We start from the raw sequence: 17,919 nt of genomic DNA on the forward strand, positions 1-17,919 counted from the left end.
GACTCCCCCATGAATGCGCTCGATCCACTTCAAGCGAGTGTGTACCGTTTTTGACGGCGTCTCCTAATGACAACCAATAAGGTCGTAAACACGCAATACAAGGGGTGTGGCGGGACGACGGAAAGAAAGGCGGGAAAAACGGCCGGGACAAGCCGTCCCGGCCGCAGGCGATCAGTTGACCTTGGGGTCCAGCTCGCCGTTGTCGTAGCGCTGGTACATAGCTTCCAGCCCGATCGGCCGGATCTTGCTGGCGTTACCGGCCGTACCGAAGGCTTCGTAGCGCGCCACACAGATCTCACTCATGGCGGCAATGGATTCCTTCAGGTATTTGCGCGGGTCAAATTCCGCCGGGTTCTTCGCCAGGAAGCGGCGAATCGCGCCCGTGGACGCCAGACGCAGGTCGGTGTCGACGTTGACCTTGCGGACGCCGTGCCGGATGCCTTCGACGATTTCCTCAACGGGAACACCGTAGGTTTCCGGAATCTCGCCACCGTATTCGTTGATGATGTCGAGCCACTCCTGCGGCACCGAGCTGGAGCCGTGCATCACCAGATGCGTGTCCGGAATGCGCTCGTGAATCGCCTTGATCTGCTCGATGGCGAGAATGTCGCCCGTGGGCGGACGGGTGAACTTGTAGGCGCCGTGACTGGTACCGATGGCGATGGCGAGGGCATCCACGTGCGTCTGCTTGACGAAATCGGCCGCCTCTTCCGGATCGGTCAGCATCTGGTCGTGGCTGAGCTTGCCCGCCGCACCAACGCCGTCTTCTTCACCGGCTTCGCCGGATTCCAGCGATCCGAGGCAACCCAGCTCGCCTTCCACCGACACGCCGCAGGCGTGGGCAATGTCGACGGTCCGGCGGGTGACGTCCACGTTGTAGTCGTAGCTGGCGGGCGTTTTGCCATCTTCGCCCAGTGAGCCGTCCATCATCACGGAACTGAAACCGAGCTGGATGGAACGCTGGCAGACCGCCGGGCTGGTGCCGTGGTCCTGGTGCATGACTACCGGAATGTGCGGCCATTCTTCGGTCGCGGCCTGGATCAGGTGGCGCAGGAACGGCGCACCGGCGTACTTACGGGCGCCGGCCGACGCCTGGACAATCACCGGCGAGTCGGTCTTGTCCGCCGCCTGCATGATGGCCCGCATCTGCTCGACATTGTTCACGTTGAACGCGGGAACGCCGTAATCGTGCTCGGCCGCGTGATCGAGCAGCTGGCGCAGTGAAATGAGTGCCATGAGAGGTCTCCTTTAAGAATGAATCAGGCGCCGCGGGCTTCCAGCGCAGCGACGGCGGGCAGCGTCTTGCCTTCGACAAACTCGAGGAACGCGCCACCGCCGGTTGAGATGTAGGAAATCCGGTCACTCACGCCGTACTTGTCGACGGCCGCAACCGTGTCGCCCCCGCCAGCCAGTGAGAAACCGTCACTGTCAGCAATCGCCTCCGCCAGCGCTTTGGTGCCGCTACCGAACTGGTCGATCTCGAACACGCCGACCGGGCCGTTCCAGAGGATGGTTTTCGCCGAGCGCAGCAGGTCGCCAAACGTCGCCGCCGTTTTCGGGCCAACGTCGAGAATCATGTCGCCGTCGGTGACCTCATCGATGAACTTGGTCACCGCCTCGGCTGACTCCGACACATCAGAGGCCACGATCACGTCTTCCGGCAGCGGGATGTTTACACGGCTGGCAATGTCGCGGGCGGTGTCAAGAAGGTCGTGTTCGCACAGCGAGTTGCCGACAGGGTGACCGGCAGCCGCCAGGAAGGTGTTGGCAATACCGCCGCCCACGATCAACTGGTCACAGATCCCGGACAGGGCGTTGAGCACATCCAGTTTGGTGGAAACTTTCGATCCACCGACGATGGCCACCAGCGGCTTTTCCGGTTTTTCCAGCGCTTTCTCGAGCGCCTCCAACTCGCCGGCAAGCAGCGGCCCGGCGCAGGCTTCCGGCGCGAAACGGGCAACGCCATGGGTGGAGGCCTGGGCCCGGTGTGCGGTTCCGAAGGCGTCCATCACGTAGACATCGCAGAGGTTGGCGTACTGTTTCGCCAACGCCTCGTCATCCTTCTTTTCGCCCTTGTTGAAGCGCACGTTCTCGCACAGAACGACCTCGCCATCGGCCAGCTCGACGCCCTCGAGATAGTGTTTCTCAAGACGCACCGTCCCGCCAAGCAGCTCGCTGAGATGCTCGGCCACCGGTTTCATGGACGACTCTTCATCGTACTCGCCCTCGGTCGGGCGCCCACGGTGGGACATCAGCAACACCTTGGCGCCAGCATCCCGCGCTGCCTTGATGGTCGGCAGCGAGGCACGGATGCGCGCATCACTGGTCACCCTGCCGTCTTTGACCGGTACGTTCAGATCCTCGCGGATCAACACACGCTTGCCGACCAGATCCAGATCGGTCATTCGTTTGATGGCCATAGTCAGGTTCCGTTGTTTAATGGGTTTAAAAGTCAGAGAGTCTGAAAGTTTTAAAGTCGAAGCGCCCGCCACTTCCTTCAGACCTTCAAACTTTAAAACCTTCAGACCCTTTAGCTATCGCTCCAGCCATACCTTCGACGCGTCCAGCATCCGGTTCGCAAACCCCCACTCGTTGTCGAACCAGCAAAGCACCTTCACCAATTGCCCGCCGGTCACGCGGGTCTGACCGCCATCGACGATGGTCGAATGCGGGTCGTGATTGAAGTCGACACTGGCCAGCAGTTCATCGGTGTAGCCGACGATGCCGGGCAGACGGTCCGCCGTTGCTTTCAGCAGGCCATTCACCGAGGCGACATCCGTCGGTTCGCTGACCCGTACCGTCATGTCGATGGCCGAGACGTTGGTGGTCGGCACCCGCATGGCGACGGCGCTGAACCGGTCTTTCATGTGGGGCAGCAATCGTTCGATACCCCGGGCCAGCCCCGTGTCCACCGGCACGATATTCTGCAGGGCACTGCGGGTCCGGCGCAGGTCCTGGTGGTGATAGGCGTCGATCACCGGCTGATCGTTCATGGCGGCGTGAATCGTCGTCGTCGAGCCATGTTCCACGCCCAGTGCCTCATCCAGCGCCTGAATCACCGGCACAATGCAGTTTGTCGTACAGGAGGCGTTGGAGACAATGCGATCATCGGCCTGGAGGGTGTCCTCATTGACGCCGTAGACAATGGTACGGTCGTTGGCCGGTTCGCCCGGCTGCGAGAACAGCAACCGGCGGGCACCGGCCGAGAGATGCTGCTCGGCCGACGCCCGATCCCGGAATGCGCCGGAGCACTCCAGCACCAGATCGATGCCCAGCTCGTCCCACGGCAGCGTTGCGGCGTCGCGCTCCCGGAAGACATCAATCCGGTCTCCGCAGACCCGCAGCCCGCCCTCTTCCACCTGGATCTCGCCCTGAAAGCGACCGTGGGTGGAATCGTAGCGGGTCAGGTGGGCAATGGTGTCCAGGTCCGACAGCTCATTGATGGCCACCACCTGCATATCATCGCGGTAGCCATTCTCGTAGAGCGCTCGCAGGACACACTGCCCGATCCGACCGTAGCCGTTGATCGCCAGTCGATGCGCCATTTACTGATCCAGCAGTTCGGAGGCGACCGTCACCACATGATCGGCAGTGAAGCCAAAGTGCTCGAACAGGTCACCGCCCGGAGCGGATTCACCAAAGGTCCGCATGCCGACGACGCGACCGTCGATGCCGACATAGCGGTACCAGAAGGTGTCCGCCGCCGCTTCGACCGCCACCCGGTTGAGCACGTCCATCGGCAGGACCGACTGCCGGTACGCGGCATCCTGGTCGTCAAACACATCCGTGGACGGCATGGACACGACCCGCACCTTGTGCCCCTGAGCGCGCAGGGTCTCGGCGGCTTCCATGGTGATCGGCAATTCGCCGCCCGTTGCAATCAGGATCAGGTCCGGGTGGCCATCGCTGTCGGACAGGATGTAGCCGCCGCGCTTGATGTTGGCAAGCTGCTGCTCGGTCCGGTCCTGATGGGGCAGGCCCTGACGTGAGAACACCAGTGAGGTCGGCCCGTGGTGGCGCTCCAGCGCCGCCTTCCAGGCAACGGCCGACTCCACATCATCCGCCGGGCGCCAGACACTCATGTTGGGAGTCGCACGCAGCGTAGTGAGCTGCTCGATCGGCTGGTGTGTCGGGCCGTCTTCGCCCAGACCAATGGAGTCGTGGGTATAGACGAGAATGGACCGCTGTTTCATCAGCGCCGCCATACGGGTGGCGTTGCGGGCGTAGTCCATGAAAATCAGGAAGGTGGCACCGTACGGGGCAAAGCCACCATGGAGCGCGATGCCGTTCATCATCGCGGTCATGCCAAACTCACGCACGCCGTAGTAGATGTAGTTGCCACTGGCGTCTTCGGCTGTGAGGCCTTTGGCACCGTCCCAGATCGTGAGGTTGGAGCCGGCCAGGTCGGCGGAGCCGCCCAGCAGCTCCGGCAACATCGGGCCATAGGCATTCAGGGTCTTCAGGGACGCTTTGCGGCTGGCAATCTTCTCGCCGTTGGCCTGGGTTTCCTTGATGAAGGCATCGGCCCGTTCGGAGAAATCCGCCGGCAGCAAGCCCTTCATGCGGCGCTCAAATTCGGCAGCCAGCTCCGGGTGCGCCTGGCGATAGGCTTCGAACCGGTCCTGCCACTGACGCTGAGCGGCCTGCCCCTTCTCGCGGGCGTCCCAACCAGCGTAGATCTCGTCCGGCACCTCGAACGGCGCGTGGGGCCAACCAATGTTTTCGCGCGTCGCCGCCACTTCATCGTCACCAAGCGCGGCGCCGTGCACACTCTCGCTGCCCTGCTTGTTGGGCGCGCCAAAACCAATCACGGTCTTGCAGCAGATCAGCGTGGGCTGTTCGGTATTGCCCCGGGCCTGTTCGATCGCATCGCGAATGGCCGCCGGATCGTGGCCGTCCACATCCGCAATGACCTGCCAGTTGTAGGCCCGGAAGCGCCCCGGCGTGTCATCGGTAAACCAGCCGTCCACGTCACCGTCGATGGAAATGCCGTTGTCGTCATAGAAGAAGATCAGCTTGCCCAGCCCCAGCGTGCCGGCAAGAGACGCCACTTCGTGGGAGATGCCCTCCATCAGGCAGCCATCGCCGAGGAACGCATAGGTGTAGTGGTCCACGATTTCATGACCATCGCGGTTGAACTGGGCCGCCAGGGTCTTTTCAGCGGCGGCAAAACCGACGGCGTTGGCAATCCCCTGACCCAGCGGGCCGGTGGTGGTCTCAACGCCCGGCGTATAACCATACTCCGGATGCCCCGGGGTGCGGCTGTGCAGCTGGCGAAACTGCTTGATGTCCTCAATGCCCAGATCGTAGCCACTCAGGTGCAGCAGCGAGTACTGCAGCATGGAGCCGTGACCGTTGGACAGAATGAAGCGATCCCGGTCCGGCCAGGACGGGTCCACCGGATTGTGCTTCAGGTAGTCATTCCAGAGCACTTCCGCGATATCAGCCATGCCCATCGGGGCGCCCGGGTGACCGGACTTGGCTTTCTGGACGGCATCCATACTGAGCGCGCGGATGGCGTTGGCAAGATCGTTTCGCGAGGGCATTCAGTCTCTCCCGGAGGTGTTCAGAATTTGAGCGGCGAAGCCAGTTTGGAAAAGCCGACATTTTCGCCGATTTCGGGCTGGCGGAGCAAATGCCCCTTGCCGATGCATCGCGCCATGGCGCCCGATCAGGGACATTCCACAACCCTAAAACTCTATATCAATTTTTTTTGATATTGCTCTTGAAACCCAACAGGCACCGGCATACACTCGAGTGCCATGACCCAGAATGCACCGGACACACGACTCAACTCTCTGGCCCCCGTGTTCAAGGCCAGCGGTGATCCGTTGCGTCTGGAAATTCTGCGGGTTCTGGAGCGGGACACGTTCGGCGTACTGGAGCTGAGCCACATTTTCGACATGCGCCAGTCCGGTATGAGTCATCACTTGAAAGTCCTCAGCCGGGCCGGGCTGCTTGAGGCCCAGCGCGAAGGCAACGCCATTTTCTACCGCCGCCCGCTTCACGGCCGGGATGACAGCACCAGTGGCGCGGCAGTGCGGCAGGTGTTTGAGCTCGTCGACCGGATGCCGTTGGCGAAGGAGCGGCGGGACCGGATCGACGCCATCCGCAAACAACGTGCGGATCAGTCCCAGGCGTTTTTTGCCCGGCATGCAGATCAGTTTCGAGAGCAGCAGGAACTGATCGCCGCTTTTGATCGGTATGCCGGTCCGGTGACGCGACTGTTGCGGGACCATCCCGACCGGACGGGCTGGCAACGGGCCCTGGAGATCGGCCCCGGGGAGGGCGCCTTTCTTGACACGCTCAGTGAACTGTGTACATCGGTGACCGCACTCGACAATTCCTCGGACATGCTGTCGCGCAGCGAGGAAAGCTGCCGACAGGCCGGACTGGACAATGTGGACTTTGTGCTCGGCTCAACGGATGCGCTGGCACCGGACGCGACCACGTCGTACGATCTCATCGTTGCCAACATGGTGCTGCACCACGTGGCCAGCCCGGCGGCCATCCTGTCAGACAGTGCCCGTTTGCTGGCAGGCGGCGGCACCCTGATCGTCAGCGATCTGTGTCGCCACGACCAGAACTGGGCCCGCAACGCCTGCGGTGATCTCTGGCTCGGGTTCGAGCCGGAGGAACTGACAGCGTGGGCCGGCGATGCCGGCCTCGATGCCGGTGAGACACTGTTTATCGGTTTACGTAATGGCTTCCAGATTCAGGTCCGTGAGTTCCGGAAGCCGTCACACACCGCTACCCAGGGAACCTCTGAAAAAGTTTCTGATGCGGTGAAGTTCGAGGCGCACGGAGCGCAGAAAGCGAGGCATACCTGACTGGTAGGTGAGCTTTTGACCGAGGGCGCGCACGCCCATCGCGTAACGAAGAAATTCGCCGTAGCAGGGACTTTTTCAGAGGTTCCCAGTCATTTTTAGACGCGCATATTGCGCACACACAACAAAAGGGTTGATTCACTATGTCGGACTACAGCCTCTTCACCTCCGAATCGGTCTCTGAAGGCCATCCGGACAAACTGGCGGATCAGATCTCAGACGCGGTTCTGGACCGGATTCTGATTGAAGACCCGGCCGCACGTGTGGCCTGCGAAACGCTGGTCAAAACCGGTGTCGCGATCATCGGCGGCGAGATCACAACGTCGGCGTGGGTCGATCTGGAAGATCTCGTCCGACAGGTCATCAAGGACATCGGCTACACCTCTTCCGACGTCGGCTTCGACGGTGACACCTGTGGCGTGATCAACATGATCGGCAAACAGTCCGTCGATATTGCTCAGGGCGTCGACCGCCAGAAACCGGAGGATCAGGGCGCCGGTGATCAGGGCCTGATGTTCGGCTACGCCAGCAACGAGACCGACGTGCTGATGCCCGCCCCGATCTGCTACGCGCACCGGCTGGTGGAACGCCAATCCGAGGCGCGCCGCGATGGGACCCTGGACTGGTTGCGCCCGGACGCAAAGAGTCAGGTGACCTGCCGTTATGAGAACGGTCGCGTCTCCGGCATTGACGCCGTGGTACTGTCCACCCAACACGACGAGGACATCAGCCAGGCCGATCTGCGCGAAGCGGTGATGGAAGAGATCATCAAGAAAACCATTCCGGCCGAACTGCTGCACAAGGACACCAAATTCCACATCAACCCGACCGGCCAGTTCATCATCGGCGGCCCAGTGGGTGACTGTGGCCTGACCGGCCGCAAGATCATCGTCGACACTTACGGCGGCATGGCCCGTCACGGTGGCGGCGCGTTCTCCGGCAAGGACCCGTCCAAAGTGGACCGCTCGGCCACCTACGCCGCCCGCTACGTGGCAAAGAACGTCGTGGCGGCCGGTCTGGCAGACCGGTGTGAAATCCAGGTGTCCTACGCCATCGGGGTGGCCGAGCCGACGTCCATCTCCGTCAACACCTTCGGTACCGGCAAAGTCAGTGAAGCCCGCATCACCGAACTGGTCCGGGAACACTTCGACCTGCGCCCGTACGCGATCACGCGGATGCTGGACCTGCTGCACCCGATGTACCAGGCCACGGCGTCCTACGGCCACTTCGGACGCACACCGCGCGAAGTCACCGTCGGCAACGACACCTTCACCACCTTCCCGTGGGAGAAGACCGATCGTGCCGACATCCTGAAATCCGACGCCGGGCTGTAAGGCCGGCGACCGGGAACTGACCAGGTATTGGCCACGGAAAGACACAGAAAGCACGGAAACGCCCTTCGGGCGAGATTTAAAAGGTTTGAAAGTTTTAAGGTTTTAAGGTCTGAAGGGCATTGCCCTCAGGCGCTTCCCCCGCGCTTAAACTTTCAAACTTTAAGACATTAAGATCATTCTTTTTCCGTGCTTTCCGCGTCTTTCCGTGGCCCACAACTCTCTTAATGACAGGAGAACACCATGAGCACTCCGGCTGAAAAAATGACCGACCAGGCGGACTTCAAGGTTCGCGACATCAGCCTCGCCGATTGGGGCCGTAAGGAAATCGCCATCGCCGAGAGCGAGATGCCGGCACTAATGGCGCTGCGCCACAAGTACCAGGGTGAGAAGCCGCTACAGGGCGCCCACATCATGGGCTGCATCCACATGACCATCCAGACGGCCGTGCTGATCGAGACGCTGAAGGCGCTCGGCGCGGAGGTGCGCTGGTCCTCGTGCAACATCTTCTCGACGCAGGATCATGCCGCTGCGGCGATGGCCGATCAGGGCATTCCCGTCTTTGCCTGGAAGGGCGAGACCGAGGAAGAATACGAGTGGTGCCTGCACCAGACCGTGGGCGCCGAAGCCGACGGCTGGGAACCCAACATGATTCTGGACGACGGTGGCGACCTGACGGCTCTGCTCCACAATGAGTACCCGGAGATTCTGAGCCGCTGCCATGGCGTCACCGAGGAAACCACCACCGGCGTCCATCGCCTGCAGGAGATGCTGCGGGACGGCACGCTCAAGGTCCCGGCGATCAACGTCAACGATGCGATCACCAAGTCGAAGAACGACAACAAGTACGGCTGCCGACACAGCCTGAACGATGCCGTCAAGCGTGCCACCGACCACCTGATGGCGGGCAAGAAAGCACTGGTGATCGGCTACGGCGACGTCGGTAAAGGCTCTGCCGCTTCCCTGCGCCAGGAAGGCATGATCGTGAAGGTCACCGAGTCCGATCCGATCTGCGCCATGCAGGCCTGCATGGATGGCTTTGAGGTGGTGTCGCCGTACAAGAACGGCGTCAATTCCGGCACCGAGTCGTCCATCGACACCGATCTGCTGCAGAACACGGACCTGCTAGTGACCACAACCGGCAACGTCAATGTCTGTGACGCCAACATGCTGAAAGCGCTCAAATCAGGTGCGGTCGTGTGCAACATCGGTCACTTCGATAACGAGATCGACACCGAGTACATGCGCAAGCACTGGGAGTGGGACGAGATCAAACCACAGGTCCATCTGGTGCACCGCGACAAGAACGCCGGTGATCACCTGATCCTGCTGGCCGAGGGCCGTCTGGTGAACCTGGGCAACGCCACCGGTCATCCGTCGCGGATCATGGATGGCTCATTCGCCAACCAGGTTCTCGCCCAGATGCACCTGTTCGAGCGCCGCTTCGGCGACCTGCCGGAGGACGCACGGGCCAAGGGCGTCTATGTCCACGTGCTGCCCAAGCACCTGGATGAGGAAGTGGCCCGGGCCATGGTGGAAGGCTTCGGCGGTACGATCACCCGCCTGACGCCGGAACAGGCCCAGTACATCGGCGTCGATGTCGAAGGCCCCTACAAGCCCGACAGCTACAAGTACTGATCGGGTGCTTTCCCGGCCTGCCTGCTACCGCGGGCAGGCCGGTGATGACCAACGAGGCAGTCATGGAATCCCAGAAACAGTTCAAACGTCGATTCAGTTTCGAGTTCTTCCCGCCAAAAACCGACAAGGGCGAAGAGAAGCTCCAGAAAACACGCGACAGGCTCGCGGAACTGAACCCCGATTTCTTCTCGGTCACGTTCGGAGCCGGTGGCTCCACACGGGACCGGACGCTTGAGACGGTCACCCGCCTGCACAGTCAGGGCATCTCAACAGCGCCACATCTGTCCTGCGTCGGCGCAACGCGCGAGAGCATTGCCGAGCTGCTGGACCTGTACCGGGAAAACGGTGTTGAGCGGATCGTCGCCCTGCGCGGCGACATGCCCTCCGGCATGGGCGGGGCCGGCGAGCTGCGCTATGCCAACGAGCTGGTGGAATTCATCCGCGAACACAGCGGCGATTACTTCAACCTCGAGGTGGCCGCCTACCCGGAATTCCACCCCCAGGCGCCGACGGCCGAAGCGGACCTGCAGAATTTCGTCCGCAAGGTGAAAGCCGGCGCGAACAGCGCCATCACCCAGTACTTCTTCAATGCGGACAGCTATTTCTACTTCATCGACCGGCTGGAGAAGATGGGCGTGACGATTCCCGTCGTGCCGGGCATTATGCCGATTGTGAACTACAGCAAGCTGGTGCAGTTTTCCGATATGTGCGGCGCGGAGATCCCCCGCTGGATCCGCAAGCAGCTGGACGCCTATGGCGACGACACGGAAAGCATCAAACAGTTTGGCGAGGACGTGGTCACGCGGCTTTGCGAACAGCTCCTCGATGCCGGCGCACCAGGCCTGCACTTCTACACCCTGAACCAGGCCAACGCCAGCACTCACATCTGGCGCAACCTGGGGCTGGATCAGTCCAAACGCATCGCTTTTTGACCCCCATGGGCAGCGGCCATACAAGCGTGGTCGCCCCGACTGGCCTCTGCGCCCCTCGGCATCTGGGCGACAGAGCGCTAATGTAGGCGACTGTTGCCAACAATAACCCGACAACAGGAGTCTCCATGAGCATTCAGGCCCGTCTGGTCAAAGCATTCAGTCGCCGTGCCCTGCGTCGCGAAGGGCTGGCCGGTGACCGGCTGGTGCGCCACCTGCGCCGCGCCTTCAACAACACCCCCGTGATCCGGCTGATCCCGCGGGGTATCGAGACCGAACGGATCGACACCCTCGCCTTTCGGGGCGATTATCTGGGCCACTCCGATCCGAAGGTCACCGTCCTGTTTTTCCACGGGGGCGCCTACATCGCCGGTGAGACCCGCACTTACCACAACCTGGCGGGACGACTGGCCAAACAGCTTCAGGGCGAGGTGTATCTCCCGACCTACCCGTTTGCTCCCGAACATCCGTTTCCTGCGGCCGTCAACCGCTGCCTCGAGGCGTACAAGTACCTGCTGGATCAGGGCAAGGATCCGGCCAATATTGTGATTGGCGGGGACTCCGCCGGGGGCGGGCTGTCGCTGGCTACTCTGCTGCACGCCCGTGACAAGGGGCTGCCCATGCCGCGGTGCGGTGTGCTGCTCTCGCCCGGCACCAACTGCTTTCCGAACGAGGAACTGCTGAAACGCAATGACCCGACAGACGACATGCTGTCGGCCGACACCATTCGCAACGTGATTGAGGTCTACGTACCGAACCCGGACGACCGAAGCCACCCGTACGCCTCACCAGGCACCGCAGACCACACCGGACTCCCGCCATTGATGATCACTGCCTGCAACGAGGAAGTCCTCTACGGCGACGCCCTCGATGCCAAGGCCTCGGCGGAAAAAGCGGGGGTGCCGGTGGAGTGGCTTGAACGGTCAGGACTGTTCCATGTCTGGCCGATCTTCGTGCCCTTTGTGCCGGAGGCCAATCAGGATCTCAAACGGATCGTTCAGTACATCCGACGCCAGCGCTGACATCGTCGGCGTGTTGCATTGGAACCTCTGACTGGTTGACATGCTGACCGACTTTCGATTTGATAGTTATCGAATTATAAAACTGAAAGATCGATAATACACCGTCAACGAGGATCGACCGATGCCATTACCACAACCAACCCCAGACGCCCGGGCCGTCATCACCGGTGCTTCCTCAGGCATCGGGGAACGCCTCGCCCATGAGCTGGCCCAGCGTGGTCACTCACTGATGCTGGTGGCCCGCCGCGTGGACAAGCTGGAAACACTGGCCGAGCAGTTGCAGACCGAACACGGGGTGACGGTGGATCTGCGCCCCTGCGACCTGACCGACCGGGAGGCACGGGCCACGCTACGTGAGGAGCTGGCAAACCAGACCGTTTCTGTGCTCTGCAACAACGCGGGCTTCGCCACATTTGGAAAGCTCTGGAAGAGCGACCCGGAGCGCGAGCGGCAGGAAGTGGAACTGAACGTCGCGGCCGTCCAGGATCTCACCATGGCGGTTCTTCCCGGCATGGTCTCACGGGGCGCGGGGGCCGTGCTGATCGTTGGTTCAACCGCCGGCATTCAGCCTCTTCCGGGCGCCGCCACGTACTCCGCGACCAAGGCGTTCGCCAATACCTTTTCCGAGGCGGTTCATTCGGAACTTCAGGGCACCGGCGTCACCTGCACATTGCTGGCACCCGGTCCGGTTCACACGGAATTCATGCAGGCCGCGAACGTCCCCAAAGCCGAGCATCAAGTGCCCGGATGGGCCTGGCTGACCGCTGATCAGGTGGCGCGAAGCGCCGTCGCGGGTCTGGAAAACGGACAACGGACGGTTGTTCCGGGCGCGCTGGCCAAGCTGTTCCTGCACAGCGGGCGCCACACACCCCGCAGCCTGCTGCTACCTCTGGTCCGGCGGACACTGAACCGGATCGGCTGAGCTGTTCCCTGTCGACGTTCGCCCTATAATGGAGGGGTAAGATCACCTCTCCATGAGGGCATCGCAATGGTCGAACAGCTCCCGGCCGATACCGGCACCCGACTGCTGTTAACCCCCAACCGGTCCCTGAGCTGGCACGGCAACGTCCGTGTCTGGCTCGCGCTGGTGGCCCTTTCCATGATCGTGGTGAGCGGAATGAGTCTCGCCGGCGCCTGGCTGGTGCTCCCGTTTGCCGGGCTGGAACTGGCGGCACTGGCGGCCGCACTCTACGTCACGGCGCGCCACTGTCAGCAGAAGGAGGTGTTGACGCTGTCAGCGGACACGATCCGCCTGGAGAAAGGCATCGATCACAAGGACAGCGAGTGGGAATGGCCCCGCCAGACGGCCCGTATCGACATTCATACCCCCCGGCATCCCTGGACCACTCCCAAGCTCTCCCTGCGGCACCATGCCCGGGACGTGTCACTGGCCCCCTTTCTCAACCATGAGGACGTGACCATCCTGATCGGCATCCTGGAGGAACAGGGCGTCCAGCTCCAGAAGCGGGCGCCACCCACCATGGCCTGGTTCTGATTACAGCACCACCAGTCCCGCCACGACAGCGATACCGATCAGAATCATCACACCGGGCCAGAACCAACGTCGCCAGGCTGGCCGGGGAGGTGTGGGCGCCATCTTCTCGTGCAGATGCGCACGGAGCATGGCGGCATTGCGATCGTTCGCCCGCCAGAACAGATCAAAGGCATCGCCGGCCACCGGCACCAACCCGACAACGAACTCCACAAGGACGTTACCAAGCATCCGGGTGACGAGTTTCGACCCGGCCCCGACTTTTATGGCCTCCACAATCAGGTACAGCGACAGTCCGAAGCCGGCCAGATCACCAATGCCGGGCAACAACCCGATCAACGGGTCCAGACCAAATCGTATCCGAGTGAAGGGGACGCGAAACTGACTGTCGAGAAGGCGCGCATACCGGTCGATCCGAGCCAGCGACTGCTCGTAACGGATGGTTCCGGGGGCCGTGGTCGATTCCTGCTGGGTCATTCCTGAGCCTTGGTTGTGAATTCGTCCCGTGGATCATAATCCAGATCGGCCGGTCTCACCTATCATGTGCCTATGAGCCGGGGGAAACCATGACGTCATCCTTCAATCGCCCCTATCAGCGGGGTGCCCTGCTGCGAAAACTGGACGGCTATGCCCTTCCCGATAGCGCCCGAGACACCGGAGCCCGATCCTGGGCCCAGTTCACACTGCAGTATCTGCTGTCACACCCGGCAATCACCTGCGCCATTCCGGCCACCACACGCGTGGACCACGTCCGGGAGAATCTGGCCCCGGCGCCCGGAATCACCTGATGCTGGTCATACCGACCATCTGGTGCCTGTTCAACGGCGCCACTCTGCTTATACTGGATGCATCCCTGTCCGGCGGCATGCTGTTCGGCGCCGCGCTGCTCAGCGTCATCGCCCGGACTCTGTCCACCCGGCAGACGCATTGACTTGCCGCGTCAGCCCCCTACAGTCATCGTTGATTGTGAAAGAAAGGACCATTCCATGGCACGTCCCCGAATCCTCATCGCCGGCGCCGGCAGCGTGGGCTGCTACGTCGGCGCCCGCCTTCTGGCCGGCGGTGCCGATGTGGTGTTTCTCGGTCGACCACGACTGCAGTCCGTGCTGGCCGAGCATCCCCTGCTCGTCACCGACTACGAGGGGTTCCGCTTTGAAACCCGGTTGTCCGGCGATCAGTACGTAACAACGCCCGACGCGGTGGGCCCGGTGGACCTTGTGCTGGTCACCGTCAAATCAGCGGCCACTCGTGAGATGGGCGAACAACTGTCGAGCGTGCTGCCTGATGACACACCGGTCATCAGTCTGCAGAACGGCGTATCCAATGCGCAGCAGCTGGCGGACGCCCTGCCCCGGGCCCGTGTCCTTGCGGGCATGATTCCGTTCAATGTGCTGCAACAACCGCCGGCGCACTTTCACCACGGCACCGAAGGCCATCTCATGGCGGCGCGGGACGACCGTCTTGCCCCGTTTCTGGACGCCTTCAAAGCGGCAGGGCTGCCGCTGGAGCTTCGCAGTGACATGACCTCCGTGCTCTGGTCCAAGCTTCTGTTGAATCTCAACAATCCGATCAACGCACTGGCCGGCGTCCCGCTGCTTGAAGAGCTCTACCAGCGGGACTACCGGCGCTGTCTCGCCATGGCACAATTCGAAACCCTGTCGCTTCTGAGAACCGCAGGCATTCGCCCCATACAGCTGACCAGCGTGCCGACCTGGCTCATTCCGTACGTCATGCAACTCCCGGACTGGCTGTTCAAGCGACTGGCCTCAAAGATGCTCGCCATTGATCCGGTGGCCCGATCCTCCATGTGGGAGGACCTGGAAGCCGGTCGACCGACCGAGGTCAACTGGATCAACGGGGAAGTGGTCACGCTCGCCCAAAACCTTGGCAGACGCGCCCCCGTCAACGAGGCCCTGACCCGACTGGTCCACGAATGCGAACAGCACCGGCGCCGATGGACAGCCTCCGAACTGCTGTCGTCACTGAGTTGAGAGAATGGCGAGGAGCTTGTGGGCCTGATCCACCGCCTCAATCCCCAACGTGGTGAGGTAGCCACCATCTTTTTGCGTAATCAGGCCCTTGCCATAAAGGCGCTCAGCGGCGTCCACCATTTCCGGCGACGCCGAATGCTGGTGAACCTTGATCCCTTCCAGGGCAGTGGCGTCGCGGAACTGGACCAGCAGGTTCAGTTCGTCCAGCAGACTCGGGGTAAAGGCCATGATCGCTATTCCTATTGTTGATGTGCCTCATTCATTTGTAACCGAGGATGGACCAGCGCACAAAAAAGAAAGCGAGGTTTTGACCACGCATCCGGCATCGACCATTCTCCTTTGATGGGGGCGTGTCTGTCACAGGCATGCACGATCAGGGATGGCGTTCGTTTCCGCGACCGGCTGAACGCATGGGTGGCAGCCGCTCGGTGCAGCGCCGCAGTACCAGGGGTCCATTGCTGTCATGCGATCCACAGACTCTGACGGTGCCAGTGCGGGCGCCGGACAGAACGGCTCTGCCTCCCGGCACCATCAGATACAGGTGCCCGTCGACGCATTAACCCTCGGCATGCATGTGGAGGAACTGGATCGTCCGTGGACGGACGTACCGGTTCTGTTTCAGCGTTTTGTGATCCGGACTGAAGAGCAGCTATCCACCCTGCGCCATTACTGCGTCTGGGTCTGGGTGGATGCCAATGCCTCGGAGTGCGACGCGGACTGGGGCGCCATGGCCATGAAACGCGGAGCCGTCCGGACTGTGCACCCGCTCCCGGAGCAACATCCGCTGTCGGAAGAACTGCCCCGGGCCCGGAAAGCCTATCGGAAAACCCGGAATTACGTAGACTCCCTGCTGGCGGACATCCGCAACCAGCAGACCATCGAGCTTGAGGAGGCTCGCCCCGTCATTGAGGCATGCGCCACCAGCATCCAGGCGAATGCCAACGCCATGTTCTGGCTGGGTCGCGTCCGTTCAGAGGATGCCTACACGGCGGAGCATTGCGTGCGGGTGGCGATACTGGCCATCGGTTTCGGGAGTAGCCTCGGGCTGAACGACGCGGACCTGACCACCCTCGGCCTTTGCGGCCTGCTGCACGACATCGGCAAACTGCGAGTCCCCGACGCCATCCTCAACAAACCCGGTCGGCTGACGCCGGAGGAGATGGCGGAAATGAAGCGCCACACGGAGTACGGTTATGCCCTGCTCACCAAACAGGGCGACTTCGACCCGATCGTTCAGGACACGACCCTGTCCCACCACGAGCGAATGGACGGGCGGGGCTACCCAGGCGGTAAGCCGGGCTCCTGCATCAGCCGTTTCACCCGCATTGTCACGATTGTCGATGCGTTCGACGCCATGACCAGCGACCGCACCTATCAAAAAGGCGTTTCGACCGCCGACGCCCTGCGCATCCTGTTCAAGAATCGGGGTGACCAGTTCGATGCGGAACTGGTCGAGCACTTCATCCGAATGATCGGCATCTACCCGCCCGGCAGCCTGGTGGCTCTTAACACCGGCGAAGTCGCCCTCGTGCTGGCCAACAACCCGCGCTACAAACTCGCTCCGAAGGTAGAGGTAGTTCTCGGGCCGGACAGGCAACCCTGCCGTCGACGGGTACTCGACCTCGCAACGCACCCCGAATCGGGCGATGGCACACCCTACGCCATCACCGAACCACTCCCGGATGGCGCCTACGGGTTCTCCCTGCAGGCCCACATCGAGCAACAGGGCACCGCTGCCGGCTGAAGCATCCCGATGGCGCCCTCAATTCGTTTTGCAATTAGACCAAAGGCGAAGTCCGACCACTTCCATCCGGTCATCAATGGTCTATGCTGACAAGGAATGCCATTAACGATAAAAGAACAGGAGGATTCATGAACGGCAAATGGCTCACCTCTCTCAGTGCCGCCGTCGCGTTGTCACTCGGCTCCACCATGGCGAGTGCCGAGACCCTCTCCGCGGTCACCGATCCGAGCTTCGTTCCCTTTGAAATGATGGACCAGGAATCCGGCGAGATGGTCGGTTTCGACATGGACATCCTGCAGGAAGTCGCCAAGCGCGCCGGTTTTGATTACAACCTGCGGACCATGGACTTCAACGGCATTATCCCGGCCCTTCAGACCGGCAATGCCGACATTGCACTGGCTGGGATCACCATCACCGAGGAGCGCGAGAAGATCGTCGACTTTTCAGATCCGTACTACGACTCCGGCCTGCGTCTGCTGATCCGGGCCAGCAATGACAACGTCGACGAGCTGGCGGACCTGGAGGGCAAGAAGATTGGCACCAAGATCGGCTCGACCAGTTACGACTACCTGACGGCGAACCTGGACGACACAGAAGGGGTCACGCCGTATCCAGGCAGCTCCGACATGTACATGGCTCTGATGTCCGGCAGCGTCGATGCGGTCTTCTACGACGCTCCCAATGTGGGCTACTTCTCCCGCACCAAGGGCGAAGGTAAGGTAAAAACTGTCGGCCCGCTGTATGAAGGTCAGCAGTACGGCATCGCCCTTGTAGACGGCAGCGAGTGGGTGGACGACGTCAACGATGCGCTGGCCGCCATGAAAGAAGATGGCACTTACAAGACGATCTATGAGAAGTGGTTCGGCAAGATGCCGGAAGACATGGGTATGTAACCGTCATCCTGTCCACCCGGAATGAACCGGCCTCCCGCCCGGGAGGCCGGTT

The 17,919-nt window shown here is 61.8% G+C and carries 18 protein-coding genes; 12 read left to right on the forward strand and 6 right to left on the reverse strand.

The window, feature by feature from the left end; all coding sequences use genetic code 11:
- Positions 1-171: 171 nt before the first annotated feature.
- The 4 genes from fba to tkt all read right to left on the reverse strand — a co-directional run bounded on the left by fba (position 172) and on the right by tkt (position 5,546).
- Positions 172-1,236, reverse strand: coding sequence for a class II fructose-bisphosphate aldolase (gene fba, locus C8D92_RS09945; protein ID WP_095611162.1), 1,065 nt, complete (start codon positions 1,234-1,236; stop codon positions 172-174).
- Between the two features lie 23 nt (positions 1,237-1,259).
- Positions 1,260-2,420 carry a phosphoglycerate kinase gene (locus C8D92_RS09950; protein WP_116919284.1) on the reverse strand — a complete coding sequence of 387 codons (1,161 nt, stop codon included), beginning with the start codon at positions 2,418-2,420 and terminating at the stop codon, positions 1,260-1,262.
- Positions 2,421-2,534: 114 nt separating this feature from the next.
- On the reverse strand, positions 2,535-3,545 hold the full coding sequence (locus C8D92_RS09955) for a type I glyceraldehyde-3-phosphate dehydrogenase (protein WP_116919285.1): 1,011 nt from the start codon (positions 3,543-3,545) through the stop codon (positions 2,535-2,537).
- Positions 3,546-5,546: a transketolase gene (gene tkt / locus C8D92_RS09960; protein ID WP_116919286.1), complete on the reverse strand. Its 2,001-nt coding sequence runs from the start codon at positions 5,544-5,546 to the stop codon at positions 3,546-3,548.
- Between the two features lie 216 nt (positions 5,547-5,762).
- Here tkt and C8D92_RS09965 point away from each other — a divergent pair, with 216 nt between their 5' ends.
- The 7 genes from C8D92_RS09965 to C8D92_RS09995 all read left to right on the forward strand — a co-directional run bounded on the left by C8D92_RS09965 (position 5,763) and on the right by C8D92_RS09995 (position 13,242).
- A complete protein-coding gene (locus tag C8D92_RS09965; protein ID WP_116919287.1) occupies positions 5,763-6,830 on the forward strand; it encodes an ArsR/SmtB family transcription factor in 1,068 nt (355 codons plus the stop codon).
- 140 nt (positions 6,831-6,970) lie between these two features.
- On the forward strand, positions 6,971-8,161 hold the full coding sequence (gene metK / locus C8D92_RS09970; protein ID WP_095611167.1) for a methionine adenosyltransferase: 1,191 nt from the start codon (positions 6,971-6,973) through the stop codon (positions 8,159-8,161).
- A gap of 240 nt (positions 8,162-8,401) precedes the next feature.
- Complete coding sequence (ahcY, locus tag C8D92_RS09975) at positions 8,402-9,796, forward strand: adenosylhomocysteinase (RefSeq protein WP_095611168.1); 1,395 nt, start codon at positions 8,402-8,404, stop codon at positions 9,794-9,796.
- Positions 9,797-9,858: 62 nt separating this feature from the next.
- The gene (metF, locus tag C8D92_RS09980; protein ID WP_095611169.1) at positions 9,859-10,728 is read left to right on the forward strand and encodes a methylenetetrahydrofolate reductase [NAD(P)H]; all 870 of its coding nucleotides are present in this window, start codon (positions 9,859-9,861) and stop codon (positions 10,726-10,728) included.
- Between the two features lie 125 nt (positions 10,729-10,853).
- On the forward strand, positions 10,854-11,747 hold the full coding sequence (locus C8D92_RS09985; protein WP_116919288.1) for an alpha/beta hydrolase: 894 nt from the start codon (positions 10,854-10,856) through the stop codon (positions 11,745-11,747).
- A 121-nt stretch (positions 11,748-11,868) separates the two neighbouring features.
- Positions 11,869-12,669, forward strand: a complete 801-nt coding sequence (locus tag C8D92_RS09990) for an SDR family NAD(P)-dependent oxidoreductase (protein WP_116919289.1) — start codon at positions 11,869-11,871, stop codon at positions 12,667-12,669.
- 66 nt (positions 12,670-12,735) lie between these two features.
- Positions 12,736-13,242, forward strand: coding sequence for a DUF2244 domain-containing protein (locus C8D92_RS09995; RefSeq protein ID WP_116919290.1), 507 nt, complete (start codon positions 12,736-12,738; stop codon positions 13,240-13,242).
- Here the strand turns inward: C8D92_RS09995 and C8D92_RS10000 are convergent, their stop codons facing one another.
- Positions 13,243-13,716: a DUF4112 domain-containing protein gene (locus C8D92_RS10000; RefSeq protein WP_116919291.1), complete on the reverse strand. Its 474-nt coding sequence runs from the start codon at positions 13,714-13,716 to the stop codon at positions 13,243-13,245.
- 89 nt (positions 13,717-13,805) lie between these two features.
- Here C8D92_RS10000 and C8D92_RS10005 point away from each other — a divergent pair, with 89 nt between their 5' ends.
- Genes C8D92_RS10005 through C8D92_RS10010 form a run of 3 tightly spaced genes read left to right on the forward strand, consistent with a single transcriptional unit; the run spans position 13,806 to position 15,230 of the window.
- A complete protein-coding gene (locus C8D92_RS10005) occupies positions 13,806-14,027 on the forward strand; it encodes an aldo-keto reductase family protein (RefSeq protein ID WP_116919292.1) in 222 nt (73 codons plus the stop codon).
- Entirely contained in the window at positions 14,027-14,170 is a 144-nt protein-coding gene (locus C8D92_RS15695) for a hypothetical protein (protein ID WP_165819267.1), read from the forward strand. The genes C8D92_RS10005 and C8D92_RS15695 overlap by 1 nt, the downstream gene beginning before the upstream one ends.
- A 55-nt stretch (positions 14,171-14,225) precedes the next feature.
- The gene (locus tag C8D92_RS10010; RefSeq protein ID WP_116919293.1) at positions 14,226-15,230 is read left to right on the forward strand and encodes a 2-dehydropantoate 2-reductase; all 1,005 of its coding nucleotides are present in this window, start codon (positions 14,226-14,228) and stop codon (positions 15,228-15,230) included.
- Here the strand turns inward: C8D92_RS10010 and C8D92_RS10015 are convergent.
- A complete protein-coding gene (locus tag C8D92_RS10015; RefSeq protein ID WP_095611177.1) occupies positions 15,219-15,458 on the reverse strand; it encodes a TIGR02647 family protein in 240 nt (79 codons plus the stop codon). The two genes, C8D92_RS10010 and C8D92_RS10015, sit on opposite strands and share 12 nt — an antisense overlap.
- 235 nt (positions 15,459-15,693) lie before the next feature.
- Here C8D92_RS10015 and C8D92_RS10020 point away from each other — a divergent pair, with 235 nt between their 5' ends.
- Positions 15,694-16,974 carry a cyclic di-GMP phosphodiesterase gene (locus C8D92_RS10020; RefSeq protein WP_116919294.1) on the forward strand — a complete coding sequence of 427 codons (1,281 nt, stop codon included), beginning with the start codon at positions 15,694-15,696 and terminating at the stop codon, positions 16,972-16,974.
- A 128-nt stretch (positions 16,975-17,102) separates the two neighbouring features.
- Positions 17,103-17,867, forward strand: a complete 765-nt coding sequence (locus tag C8D92_RS10025) for a transporter substrate-binding domain-containing protein (RefSeq protein WP_095610442.1) — start codon at positions 17,103-17,105, stop codon at positions 17,865-17,867.
- Positions 17,868-17,919 lie beyond the last annotated feature (52 nt).

The organism is Tamilnaduibacter salinus (assembly GCF_003096655.1).
GTDB classification, from domain to species: domain Bacteria; phylum Pseudomonadota; class Gammaproteobacteria; order Pseudomonadales; family Oleiphilaceae; genus Tamilnaduibacter; species Tamilnaduibacter salinus.